We start from the raw sequence: 12,915 nt of genomic DNA, 5'->3' as shown, positions 1-12,915 counted from the left end.
GAGGAAAATTTTTATTTCTTCACTGCTTTTTCTGTTGTTTGTCAGCATATCATTATTGTTACACAAATAAATAGGCTATACTTTAAAGTGCAAGAAAAGTTTTTATACTTTTTTTGAAACTTTTAGACATTTGCTTCGTATAAACAGGTAATCGAATTTATAGAAAGGGGAGACGAGATGAAAAGGATGAGAATACTTAGTTGGCTCTTCTTGCTGATGCTATCCATTGCCTTAGCTTTTCCTACACAAGCATTTGCCGAAAGCAAAGTTTACCATGTACCGATTGAAAATAATGTAGAAAAAGGGTTAGAAGCATTTTTACAACGTGCATTTCAGGATGCAGAAAGTCATGGAGCGGAAGCAATCGTGCTTGAAATACATACTCCCGGTGGCTTCACAGATGCAGCAGATAATATCGCAAAAATCATCAAGCAATCCGATATACCTGTCATTGCCTTTATCAATACGAAAGCGCATTCAGCAGGAGCATTTATCGCATTGAATGCAGATAAAATTTATATGACACCAGATGCGACAATCGGTGCAGCAGGTGTTGTGGATGGGGCTGGCAATGCAGCGGAGCTTAAGGCACAAAGCGCTTGGACTGCGCAAATGATGGCTGCGGCAGAAAGCACAGGACGTGATTCGCAATTTGCGCAAGCGATGGCTGATCCATCCATTGATATGAGTGAATACCGAGCACCAATAGGCGACTACTTAACGTTATCTGCAACAGAAGCATTGGCAGTGGATTACTCCAATGGCACAGTGAAAAACTTGCAGGACGTATTGGCAATGGAGAATTTAGCAGGTAGCAAAATCATTGATATGGAGCCAACAATTGCGGAGCACATTACGCGCATTGTGACGAATCCAATCGTTATCCCGATTTTATTATCGATTGCCAGCCTCGGCTTAGTTATTGAGCTATATTCACCAGGCTTCGGGGTTTCTGGCATTATGGGCTTATCGGCACTTGGGCTATTCTTCTTTGGACATTTAATTGCGGGATTTGCAGGGTATGAATCAATATTATTACTGTTTATTGGTATCATTCTAATCATTGCAGAATTTTTCGTCCCAGGTGGCATTGTCGGCATTATAGGTGGTGCACTAGTTATATTAAGCTTGCTTTTAGCAGGCGCTAATTTTGTCCAAATGGGCTATTCAATTTTAATTGCGATGTTCATCGCAGTTGTAGGAATGGTGATTCTTATGAAATTCTTTGGCAAAAAGTTGCATATGTTTAACAAGCTTGTGTTAAAGGATGCAACGACGACGGAGGAAGGCTATGTATCCAACGTCAATCGAATTGAGCTTATTGGCAAAAAAGGGAAAACGATGACGCCATTTAGACCAGCAGGTGTTGTTTCCGTTGATGGAGAGCGCATTGATGCTGTGTCAGATGGCAGTTATATTGATGCTGGTAAGCAAGTAGAAATTATTAAGGTAGAAGGCTCACGCATTGTTGTGCGAGCAATAGAAGAAATGGAGGAGTTATAGTATGTTTGAAACAGCAGGAGTAGTTGGTTTAACAATTATTATCATTGCTATTTTTATCGTTTTAGCAATCTTCTTCACATTCGTTCCAGTAACGTTGTGGATTAGTGCATTAGCAGCAGGTGTTCGTGTAAGTATTTTCACATTAATCGGGATGCGCTTACGTCGGGTAATTCCATCGCGCATTGTTAACCCTTTAATTAAGGCGCATAAGGCGGGAATTGAAGTAACGATTAATCAATTAGAATCACATTATTTAGCAGGTGGTAACGTAGACCGCGTAGTCAACGCATTAATCGCTGCACACCGAGCTAATATTGAATTATCATTTGAGCGTGCGGCTGCAATCGATTTAGCAGGTCGTGACGTATTAGAGGCAGTACAAATGTCGGTTAACCCAAAAGTAATTGAAACGCCATTTATTGCAGGTGTAGCAATTAACGGGATTGAAGTAAAAGCGAAAGCACGTATTACAGTACGTACAAACTTAGACCGCTTAGTCGGTGGTGCAGGCGAGGATACAATTATTGCACGTGTTGGTGAGGGGATTGTCTCGACAATTGGTTCCTCTAAATCACACTCAGTTGTATTAGAAAACCCAGATTTAATTTCACAAACAGTGTTATCCAAAGGCTTAGACTCAGGTACAGCGTTCGAAATTTTATCCATTGATATTGCAGATGTAGATGTTGGTAAAAATATTGGTGCAGAGCTACAAATTGAGCAGGCACAGGCAGATAAAAACATTGCACAGGCAAAAGCTGAGGAACGTCGTGCGATGGCAGTAGCAACAGAGCAGGAAATGGTTGCGAAAGTTCAAGAGATGAAGGCGAAAGTTGTTGAAGCAGAGGCGGAAGTACCAATGGCAATGGCGGAAGCTTTACGCTCAGGCAATCTTGGTATTATGGATTATATGAACTATAAAAACATTCAAGCGGATACGATGATGCGTGATTCTATTGCGAAATCAACAAATGATGACAATACGCAAAATAAATAAGTATCGCATCATTTAGAAGGGAGGTTGCTTAAATGGAATCGTTAATTATTTTTGCGGTTATTGCGATTATCTCCTCTTTATTTGGTAAAAAGGAGAAGTCTAAAAACACGAAAAGCATGCCACCATTTAATCAATCACAATCTCAACAGGAGCAGCGTCAGCCTAAACCAAAGCAAGCTCGATCTCTAGAGGATTTCGCTAATGAAATTTTTGGGCAGCTTGAGCAAAAAAAGGCGGAGGTACAGCAGCAATGGGAAGCGCCTAAGCCTGTGCAAGTGGAGCGAGCTGTAGTGGAAAAGGTAGAACTCCCGAAAGAAGCTCAAAAGCCAATAACAACGCGACCAAATATTGAAAAGTCAACACGCGTTGTGCAGATGAAGGAGCGTGAAGCAGCTGTATTCACACCACCAACAACGAAAAAAGCGCTCGTGCAAGCGATTGTTGCTGCAGAAATTTTAGGTCCACCAAAAGCAAAACAGCGTCAAGTACGTTAAACTTATACATGCCTCCTTTTTCTAATGCATATAGTACGAGAAAGGGAGGCTGTTTTTATGAAAAAATTATTTCAAATGGCTGCTATATTTGAAATGACCAATTTTCAATTATTTAAATGGCAGGGCAACTATCGCATTTTAGCTGCATCAGAGGCGAGCTGCTCATGTATGATTGAAGATTATGTCGTGCATATTATGGGAGAACGCATTATTGTAACGGTTTTAGCGACAAATGGCTTCACCGTTTCCTGTGAAAAATTACATGCACTACAAATTGAAAAACATGCATAAAATCGATTATCGACGCGTTCGTGTATCGGTGGCGAAAAATCCAAAAACAAATGATTTACTACAATATTTACATAGCCATCATATCGCCATTCATCATGTGCGAACAACGAAGGATGCGCTACAATTTGAGATAGCCCGACAGCATATTAGCATATTGCGCAAAGCTCGCAGCAAATATGGCGTCAAAGTAAAGCTAGATTATTTAACAACAGACGAGCTTCTGCCAAGACGTTTCATCACGCTAATTAGCTTGCTTTGTCTTTGGCTAATACCGATATTTTGCAATTATTGGATTTGGGAAATTGACATACAAGCAACAACACCTGAGGAGAAGCTTGCCATTGAAAGCTTAGTGCAGGAGGAGTTTGCTGCACCTATTTTAAAAAATCGTTTACCAGCAGACCAAGAGGTGCGGGAGCTTATTATGCAAAAGTTTCGTGAATATTCGTGGGTGCACGTCGCAAAAGTAGGCAGTAAAATGACGATTCAGCCACAGCTAGCACCAAAAAATGAAGTGCAGGAAAATAAAGATGACTACTATCATCTCATTGCGAGAAACAGCGGTGTGATTACACACTTTGATATAAAAAGTGGTGAACGCAAAGTAACGCCAAATATGACTGTCTATAAAGGAGATACGCTCGTATCCGGACTTATGGTCGTAGGAGAGAAGCAGCTGTTAATTGGTGCAGTTGGGGATGTCTATGCCGATTATTGGCTTGAAAGTGATTTTGTTATTCCGCAAAAAGTGCAATATGAAGTCGTGACAGAGGAAGCATGGCATATTGCTTTTGCGAAGGACGGACTACCAACCGAAGTAAAATCGCTGGCATTGCCTAAGTGGCTAGCGCGTTATGTGCGTGTCGTAAAGGTAGAGACAAGAAAAAAAGTTGTTGAAACATTGACAGAGGAACATATTGAATCACGTATTTTGCCATTGCTGCATGAAAAAATGAGTCAATCATTGCCAATGAAAAGTAGAATTAAGAAAGAAAACCTTTTACACATTCAATTTGAAGGTGGTAAAGTAAAGGGGAAGGTTCTTTATTTAATAAATGAAAATATTGCAAAACCTTATCCTATTCATTAAGGAGCGTTGGAATGTCAGAAAAAATTTCACAGTTACAGCTAGATAATCCGAATGAAGCCGTGATGCTATTAGGCATGTCGGATGCAAATATTAAATTAATTGAAGAAACGTATAATGTACAAGTGATTACACGTGGAGAAGTTGTGCAAATCGCAGGTGATAATGAAGCAAAGAAGGAGCAGGCGACATCTGTTTTATATGCTTTATTGCAAGTTATTCGAAAAAATATTAACGTTGACCAACGTGATGTGTCGACAGCGATTGAAATGGCTAATAAAGGAACGATTGAATACTTCCCTGCACTTTATGAGGAAGAGATTGCACGCAATACGAAAGGTAAGCCGATTCGTGCAAAAACGATTGGGCAGCGTGAGTATATACGTGCCATCCGCCATCGTGATTTAATTTTTGGCATCGGTCCTGCGGGTACAGGTAAAACGTATTTGGCGGTCGTGATGGCAACACAGGCATTAAAAAATGGGCATGTGAAGCGCATTATTTTAACGCGACCTGCTGTAGAAGCGGGTGAATCACTAGGCTTTTTACCAGGGGATTTAAAAGAGAAGGTCGATCCGTACTTGCGCCCACTGTACGATGCACTACATGATATTTATGGCGTGGAGCAAACGCAGCGTTTAATCGAGCGCGGGACAATCGAAATCGCACCGTTAGCCTATATGCGTGGTCGTACGTTGGATGATGCATTCGTTATTTTAGACGAGGCGCAAAATACAACACATCAACAAATGAAAATGTTTTTAACGCGTTTAGGCTTCGGATCGAAAATGGTCATTACAGGTGATAAAACACAAATTGACTTGCCGAAAAATACAGAATCAGGTTTGATTATCGCAGAGCGCACATTGAAATATGTGAAGGATATTCATTTCCAAATTCTTGAGCAGGGCGATGTCGTGCGTCACCCACTTGTAGCAAAAGTAATCCAAGCATACTCAGAACAAGAGCTATAGTGAACATGGAGGCTGTTTGAAAAGAGCTATACTTTTCAAGCAGCCTTTGTTGCTATTCAATAAAGCATTTTTCCTAGTCCACGAAAATGACATGAAATAAACATGAAATCACGCTCAAAAATTGGTAAAATAAGAAGTGGAGGTGTGCAATGAAAAAACAATTAAAAAACATAATGCAAATCGTTCAATTTCGTTATTTTTTAATCGTAGTCCTCTTCATTACAGCGACGATTCAATTTCTATTTATGACAGGTAATGTAAGAGGTATTACATATGATATACAATTACTGCAACTTGCACCCGAAACAATCCGCTCGGTGAAAACGGTAGAAGATACAGTGAAAACAGAAAGAGAGCGTGATAATGCAGAAAAATCTGTCGAGCCTGTGTATGTTTTTAACGAAGAGGTGGCAGACCATCGGACAGCCATTGTTACATCCGTTTTTGATATTGTGCTAGATGTACGAAGAGAAACAAAAGATGATACAATAGAAAAAAAGATTGAAGAGCTAAAAGAGGGCTTGAAGGATATTACAGAAGCTCAAAATTCCTTAAGCATTAGCAATACGCAGCTTGAAGCATTGTTAACAATCGATGAGGAGCTATTAATTCATACGAAGGAAAGCTTAGCGCAAATTGTCACAAATGCGTTAGATCGTCCGTTTCGTAAAGATCAAATATTAACAATCCGCAATGAAATTGATAGTAAAATACGCCAGCAATCAACAATCGCGGAACCACTCCTCAACACAGCGATTACGCTTGGGCGAGCAGCAATTATTGAAACGGAAGTGTTGGATGAGGAAAAGACCGCTTTACGTGTGCGACAGGCCCGCGAAATGGTGGAGCCAACGCGTATTTTACAAGGACAAATTATCGTGCAAGAGGGTGAACTCATTGATCGAGAGGTATATCGACAATTAGAGCTATTAGGCATGCTTGATACGAAGGAGTCATTAAAGCCTGTTTTCGGCTTGCTTATTTTAATTTTCCTGCAAATGTCCTTTATTTACGTCGTTTTTGATCGCTCAAAAAAACCGATAGCTAAGCGTCGAAACGAACTGCTTGTGACAACAATTGTTTACACACTATGCATTGTTATGATGAAATTAATGAGCATTGTGGCAGTTAATTTCGATGTGATCATTGCCTTTTTATTCCCAACAGCTCTTGCAACAATGCTGATTCGCTTGCTTGTAGATGATCGCATTGCGGCAATTATTACTGTAATGACGGCAACATCAGCAGGTATTATATTCCATAGTGGCTATGCAGCCGTGTTGCAAATGGATATTGCCTTGTACATTTTGTTTGGAGGCTTCGCAATGTTGTACTTTATGCGCAACCTTGAAAAGCGTTCTGCTTTGTTGCAGGCATGTGGCATTTTAGCGATTATGAACATTTTATTTATTAGCTTCTATTTACTAATGTCGCAAACAGGCTACGGTTTAACAGAGGTTGGCTTCTACTTTACAGCAGCAGTCATTTCAGCAGTGCTTTCTGGCGCGTTGACAATGGGGCTACTACCGTTCTTTGAGTCAGCATTTGGTATTTTATCCACAATGCGCTTAATTGAGCTATCAAATCCGAACCATCCGTTGCTTAGAAAACTATTAACAGAAACGCCAGGGACTTATCATCATAGCATTATGGTAGCGAACTTAGCAGAGGCAGCATGTGAAGCGATTGGTGCTGATGGACTATTAGCGCGTGTCGGCTGTTATTACCATGACCTTGGCAAGACGAGAAGACCTACTTTCTTTATTGAAAATCAAATGTCGGGCATTAATCCACATGACACATTGCCGCCACAATCGAGCGCAGATATTATTATTGCGCATACAACAGATGGGGCAGCACTATTGCGCAAGCATAAAATGCCGCAGGAAATTATTGATATTGCTTTGCAGCACCATGGTACAAGCTTATTAAAGTTTTTCGTTTATAAAGCGAAGGAAGAGGGCATGAATGTTGATGAGTCAGCATTCCGTTATCCAGGTCCGAAGCCGCAAACGAAGGAAGCGGCGGTGATTAGCATTGCAGATAGTGTGGAGGCAGCGGTCCGTTCAATGAAGGAGCCTACTGCTGAAAAAATTAAAAAACTTATACAGTCTATTATTCAGGACCGTGTACAGGATGACCAATTTGATGAATGTGATATTTCATTAAAGGAATTAAAATTAATTGAAGATGTATTATGTACAACATTAAATGGGACATTCCATTCTCGCATTGAATATCCAAAATAGGAGGACCATTGATGGCATTAATAATTGACTTTTTAGATGAAACAAACACTGTGCAAGAGGCACATATTAACTTAGTAGAGCGTTTGCTACAGCATGCAGCAGGCGAAGAGCAGCTAGATGATGGCAGTGAGCTATCTGTTACATTTGTGACAAATGAAGCCATTCATGAAATTAATCGAACGTACCGTGATAAAGATCAACCAACAGATGTGATTTCCTTTGCACTGGAGGAGCTAGGAGAAGGAGAAATTGAAATTGTTGGCGAAGGTATACCACGTGTTTTAGGCGATATTATTATTTCGGTGGAGCGCACACAGGAGCAGGCAGATGACTACGGTCATTCATTTGAACGAGAACTAGGCTTTTTAGCTGTACATGGCTTTTTACATTTACTAGGCTATGATCATATGAATGAGCAAGATGAAAAAGAAATGTTCGCTAAACAAAATGCGATTTTAACTTCCTTTGGCTTAGGACGCGAGGTATAATGGATATCCGCAAGTTTATGCGCTCCTTTGTTTACGCATTTCAAGGAATGATAGCGGCAACAAAGGAGCAAAATATGCGCTTTCATTTAATAAGTGCATGTATCGTCAGCATTGCGGGCTTTTTCACAGGCTTAACGACAATGGAATGGATAGCGATTGTGGTGGCAATAATGCTTGTCATTGGAGCGGAGATGATAAATAGTGCCATTGAGCGCGTCGTTGATTTAGCTACAGCAGAGCTTCATCCATTGGCAAAGGCTGCAAAAGATATAGCAGCAGGCGCGGTACTTGTATTTGCAATTGGCAGTGTTATAATCGGAGTACTCATTTTTTTCCCAAAATGGTTTTAATGTAGTTAGAGGAGGCAAAAGGAATGGATAAAAATACATTAATGGAACAATCAAAGGTAGCACGTCAAAAGGCGTATGTACCTTATTCAAAATTCCCAGTAGGTGCAGCGCTATTAGCGGAGGATGGCACAGTTTATTTAGGCTGCAACATTGAAAATGCAGCATATAGCATGGCAAACTGTGCAGAGCGAACAGCTATTTTTAAAGCGGTATCAGAAGGCGTTAAAAAATTCAAAGCAATTGCAATCGTTGCAGATACGGATAAGCCTTGCTCTCCATGTGGTGCATGTCGCCAAGTAATGAGCGAATTTTTTGCACCAGACATGCCTGTTTATTTAACCAACTTAAAAGGTGATGTACAAGAAACAACAGTTGGTGAGCTGTTACCAGGTGCATTCACAACGGAGGATTTAGATTATGCAGCAAGCAAACAATCCCTATAAATCGGGCTTTATTTCCATTATTGGCCGACCAAATGTAGGGAAATCAACATTTTTAAATCGTGTAATTGGGCAGAAAATCGCAATTATGTCAGATAAGCCACAAACGACGCGCAATAAAGTGCAAGGCGTGCTGACACAGGACGATTCGCAAATGATTTTTATCGATACACCAGGCATTCATAAGCCAAAGCATAAGCTAGGCGAATTTATGTTAAAAGTATCAAAAAATACATTGCGTGAAGTCGATGTTATTTTATTTATGGTCAATGCTGAGCAAAAAATCGGCAAAGGGGACGAATTTATTTTAGAGCTTTTAGCGGGCAATCAAACGCCTGTCTTTTTAGTAATTAATAAAATCGACCAAGTCCACCCAGATGAGCTTATTACGATTATTGAATCGTATAAAGATAAATACCCTTTCAGCGAAATCGTGCCAATTTCCGCATTACAAGGGAACAATGTTGAAAACTTACTAACGAAGCTGGAGGAGTACTTACCAGAGGGGCCGCAATATTATCCAGCAGACCAAGTGACAGACCATCCAGAGCGTTTTATTATTTCCGAGCTGATTCGCGAAAAAGTATTGCATTTAACACGTGAGGAAATTCCACATTCAATTGCAGTAGTCATTGATAAAATTAAGCGCGATGAAGAAAATGAAAATATGATTCGTGTACAAGCAACAATCATGGTTGAGCGCGATTCGCAAAAGGGCATCGTTATCGGCAAACGTGGTGCATTGTTGAAGGAAGTCGGCACATTAGCACGCAAAGATATCGAGATGCTACTTGGCTCAAAAGTTTATTTAGAGCTTTGGGTAAAGGTACAAAAAGACTGGCGCAACAAGCAAACACATTTACGTGACTTTGGCTTCCGCGAGGATGAATATTAAGGAAAATGAAAACTCCCGCTGCAATGTGGGAGTTTCTTTTGCTTACATTGGGGGAAACGTGGAATAAAACTGAAAAAACGTGGAATAAACTTTCGAAAACGTGGAATAAATCTCGAAAAATGTGGAATAAAAGGGAGGTGCAATCAAAATGCTACACAAATGGGAGGGAATCGTCCTCAAGGCAAGAGCCTATGGTGAGTCCAACAAAATCGTCACATTGCTAACGCGTGAGGCAGGGAAAATCGCTGTGATGGCACGTGGGGCAAAAAAGCCAACAAGTCGCTTAGCAGGTATTACACAGCCCTTCATGTATGGCTTGTATTTAGTGCAACGTACAACAGGAATGGGCACATTGCAGCAAGGAGAGCATTTAAATGCAATGCGTACGCTGCAAACGGATATCCGTGCAACAGCTTATGCAAGCTATATCGGAGAGCTTGTCGACCGCTTAGTAGAAGAAGGTGAACCACAGCCCTTCGCCTTTGAAGTAGTTAGACAAGCACTACTGGCCATCGATGAAGGCTATGACCCAGAAGCGATTGCCTTATTTGTAGACTGGAAAATGCTGCCGTTCGCAGGAGTACAACCAATTTTACATGCGTGTGCAAGCTGCGGCTCCTCAGATGGAGAATTCGCCTTCTCCTTTGCACAGGGAGGCTTTTTATGCCATCGCTGCTTCCACCATGATCCATATATCATTCGCTTATCACCAACCCAGCTTAAGCTGATTCGGATGTTTTATATGATGCCAATTGAGCAAGTAGGGAAGCTTGATTTAAAGCCGCAAACGAAGATGTTTATTAAAAAAATTGTGACAACAATTTATGAGGAGCAAACAGGGATTCGTTTGAAGTCCAGAAGCTTTATCGAGCAGCTAGACAAAATGGAAGGTGCCTGGCACACAAACAATTCTGAAAATTAAGGACAATTCGAAATTATTAGACATCCATACTTGGCAAGCGATAAAATAAAGTAGAAGCATGACAAAAGGGGATGGGAGAAATGAAATTACCAGTTGTGCAGTTTACGAGAGAGCAGCAAGCATTTCGTTTAAAGGTACGTGCTTTTTTACAGCAGCATCTTAAAGCGGGGACATTTCAAACGAAATGTGATTCATGGTTAAGTGGAAGTGATTCAGCCTTTTCGAAGTTAATCGCAGCACAGGGCTGGATTGGAATGACTTGGCCGAAGCACTATGGTGGGGCAGAGCGCAGCACGATTGAGCGCTATATTTTAACGGAGGAATTTTTGGCAGCTGGTGCGCCTGTTGCAGCACATTGGTTTGCGGATCGGCAAACAGGGCCTTTGTTGTTGCGTTTTGGCACAGAGGAGCAGCGCCAATTTTTCTTAGCGAAAATCATTCAAGGGGAATGTTTTTTTGCAATTGGCTTAAGTGAGCCAAATAGCGGCTCTGATTTGGCGTCTGTACGAACGAAGGCCGAAAAGGTGGAGGGGGGCTGGCTTGTCAATGGCGCAAAAACGTGGACGAGTAACGCACATGATGCGCACTATATGGTGACACTTGTGCGCACAGCGCCTTATGATGAGCAGCATAAGCATAAAGGTTTAAGTCAATTAATCATTGATTTGCATGCACCTGGTGTAACGATTACGCCGATTCCTTATTTAACAGGTGAGCGTCATTTTAACGATGTGTTTTTTGATAATGTTTTCGTGCCTGATAGTATGGTTGTTGGGACACTTGGCAATGGCTGGGCGCAAGGCTTGGCAGAGCTTGCCTTTGAGCGTAGCGGACCTGAGCGTATTTTAAGCACATTTCCATTATTAAATGAATTAATTGTTGAGTTAAAAAAGGCACACGATATAGCTGGCTTAGCAACTGCCTCTAAACTATTAGCCGAAATGTGGAGCTTACGCAATTTATCGCTCGGCGTTGCACAGGTGCTAGAAGAAGGTGGCGAAGTAGCAATTCCAGCAGCGCTCGTCAAAAGCATCGGTACAAAATTTGAACAAAAAATACCTGAAATCGCAAGGCTCCTCGTGCGAGCATATCCGAGCCTGCAAGCGGAGCGTGCATTTGACCGCTATATGGCACAATCCATTTTGCATGCGCCAGGCTTTACAATAAGAGGTGGCACATCAGAGGTGTTGTATGGCATTGTAGCGAAAGGGGTTGTCGCGCAATGAGTGAAATGCTAGAAATCGTTTCAGATGTGTTTGAAAAAATGTGCAAAGACTTCGTTACAAAGGAGACAGTAGATTTACTAGAGGAAGGACAATGGGCAAGTGCACTTTGGCAGCAGCTAGAGGACAATGAGCTGTTGAAAGTCGCTGTAACAGAGCAACACGGTGGAGCAAATGGCGATATTGCAGATTTATTAGCGCTCTATCAGCTAGTAGGCTACTATTCTGTGCCAGCACCAGTGCTTGAGCATACACTTGCTAACTTTATATTGGAAGCGGTGGGACTTACCCCTTATTCAACAGTAACAACAATTTTATTTGATGAGCAGTATGACAAGGCGGATGGTACCATGCATCATGTTCCATGGGCAAGGGTTGCACAACAGCTTGTCCTTGTGGCAAAAAAGCAGCTAATGGTCATTGATTTATCACAGGCAACCATTACACAAGCAACGAATTTAGCAGCTGAACCGCGCGATACGGTCAGCTTCCAACAAGCTGGGATTATCGCACAGGTAGCTTTATCTAAGCAGCAACTGCAACAACTTATTAGCTATAGCACTGCAGCGAAGCTAGCTGCAATGAGTGGTGCACTCGATAAAGCATTCCAGCTGACAGTGCGTTATTCAAAGGAACGTGAGCAATTTGGTCGTCCTATTCATCGCTTCCAGCTCATCCAGCAACACATAGCGATTCTTGCAGGGGAAGCTGCGATTGCAACAGCAGCAATTGAAAATATAGCGCATGGAATGGAACGATCTGAAATAGCATTCGCCAGCATCCGTCTAGATGAAGCAAGTAAAATCGTGGCAACCTCTGCACACCAAGTGCATGCTGCAATCGGTGTGACCTATGAGCATAGCTTACAGCACTACACACGCCGCCTATGGGCATGGCGCGATGAAGGCTTCACTGCACATTACTGGCAAAACCAGTTAGCGCAAGAATTGCTACAAATAGAAGACCTATGGGCATGGATGACGACGAAATAAGGGGGACTTT

At 41.6% G+C, this 12,915-nt stretch carries 14 protein-coding genes; all 14 read left to right on the top strand.

Annotated features, from left to right (window positions below; all coding sequences use genetic code 11):
• Window positions 1–177 precede the first annotated feature (177 nt).
• The 14 genes from R6U77_RS16995 (at window position 178) to R6U77_RS16930 (ending at window position 12,905) form a co-directional block, all read left to right on the top strand.
• Window positions 178–1,503 carry an NfeD family protein gene (locus tag R6U77_RS16995; RefSeq protein WP_319836559.1) on the top strand — a complete coding sequence of 442 codons (1,326 nt, stop codon included), beginning with the start codon at window positions 178–180 and terminating at the stop codon, window positions 1,501–1,503.
• Window position 1,504: 1 nt separating this feature from the next.
• The gene (gene floA, locus R6U77_RS16990) at window positions 1,505–2,500 is read left to right on the top strand and encodes a flotillin-like protein FloA (RefSeq protein WP_293920823.1); all 996 of its coding nucleotides are present in this window, start codon (window positions 1,505–1,507) and stop codon (window positions 2,498–2,500) included.
• Between the two features lie 32 nt (window positions 2,501–2,532).
• The gene (locus R6U77_RS16985; RefSeq protein ID WP_319836558.1) at window positions 2,533–2,994 is read left to right on the top strand and encodes a hypothetical protein; all 462 of its coding nucleotides are present in this window, start codon (window positions 2,533–2,535) and stop codon (window positions 2,992–2,994) included.
• Between the two features lie 57 nt (window positions 2,995–3,051).
• Window positions 3,052–3,285, top strand: a complete 234-nt coding sequence (locus tag R6U77_RS16980; RefSeq protein WP_293920821.1) for a hypothetical protein — start codon at window positions 3,052–3,054, stop codon at window positions 3,283–3,285.
• A complete protein-coding gene (locus R6U77_RS16975) occupies window positions 3,278–4,375 on the top strand; it encodes a sporulation protein YqfD (protein WP_319836557.1) in 1,098 nt (365 codons plus the stop codon). The genes R6U77_RS16980 and R6U77_RS16975 overlap by 8 nt, the downstream gene beginning before the upstream one ends.
• An 11-nt stretch (window positions 4,376–4,386) precedes the next feature.
• A complete protein-coding gene (locus tag R6U77_RS16970; protein WP_293920819.1) occupies window positions 4,387–5,346 on the top strand; it encodes a PhoH family protein in 960 nt (319 codons plus the stop codon).
• A 149-nt stretch (window positions 5,347–5,495) separates the two neighbouring features.
• Window positions 5,496–7,595: an HD family phosphohydrolase gene (locus R6U77_RS16965; RefSeq protein WP_319836556.1), complete on the top strand. Its 2,100-nt coding sequence runs from the start codon at window positions 5,496–5,498 to the stop codon at window positions 7,593–7,595.
• Between the two features lie 11 nt (window positions 7,596–7,606).
• Window positions 7,607–8,083, top strand: a complete 477-nt coding sequence (gene ybeY, locus R6U77_RS16960; protein ID WP_319836555.1) for an rRNA maturation RNase YbeY — start codon at window positions 7,607–7,609, stop codon at window positions 8,081–8,083.
• The gene (locus R6U77_RS16955; protein WP_293920812.1) at window positions 8,083–8,433 is read left to right on the top strand and encodes a diacylglycerol kinase family protein; all 351 of its coding nucleotides are present in this window, start codon (window positions 8,083–8,085) and stop codon (window positions 8,431–8,433) included. Before ybeY ends, R6U77_RS16955 begins: the two co-directional genes overlap by 1 nt.
• A gap of 23 nt (window positions 8,434–8,456) precedes the next feature.
• Window positions 8,457–8,876, top strand: coding sequence for a cytidine deaminase (locus R6U77_RS16950; RefSeq protein WP_293920810.1), 420 nt, complete (start codon window positions 8,457–8,459; stop codon window positions 8,874–8,876).
• Window positions 8,851–9,768, top strand: a complete 918-nt coding sequence (gene era, locus R6U77_RS16945) for a GTPase Era (RefSeq protein ID WP_319836554.1) — start codon at window positions 8,851–8,853, stop codon at window positions 9,766–9,768. Before R6U77_RS16950 ends, era begins: the two co-directional genes overlap by 26 nt.
• 148 nt (window positions 9,769–9,916) lie before the next feature.
• Complete coding sequence (gene recO, locus R6U77_RS16940) at window positions 9,917–10,690, top strand: DNA repair protein RecO (RefSeq protein ID WP_319836553.1); 774 nt, start codon at window positions 9,917–9,919, stop codon at window positions 10,688–10,690.
• An 80-nt stretch (window positions 10,691–10,770) separates the two neighbouring features.
• Window positions 10,771–11,916, top strand: coding sequence for an acyl-CoA dehydrogenase family protein (locus tag R6U77_RS16935; protein ID WP_319836552.1), 1,146 nt, complete (start codon window positions 10,771–10,773; stop codon window positions 11,914–11,916).
• Entirely contained in the window at window positions 11,913–12,905 is a 993-nt protein-coding gene (locus R6U77_RS16930) for an acyl-CoA dehydrogenase family protein (protein ID WP_319836551.1), read from the top strand. The genes R6U77_RS16935 and R6U77_RS16930 overlap by 4 nt, the downstream gene beginning before the upstream one ends.
• Window positions 12,906–12,915: the final 10 nt, after the last annotated feature.

Origin of the sequence: Lysinibacillus louembei, from assembly GCF_033880585.1 — a bacterium.
GTDB lineage: Bacteria > Bacillota > Bacilli > Bacillales_A > Planococcaceae > Metasolibacillus > Metasolibacillus louembei.
The sequence above is the reverse complement of the archived record's forward strand: the minus strand, read 5'-3'. Positions and strand labels throughout refer to the sequence as shown.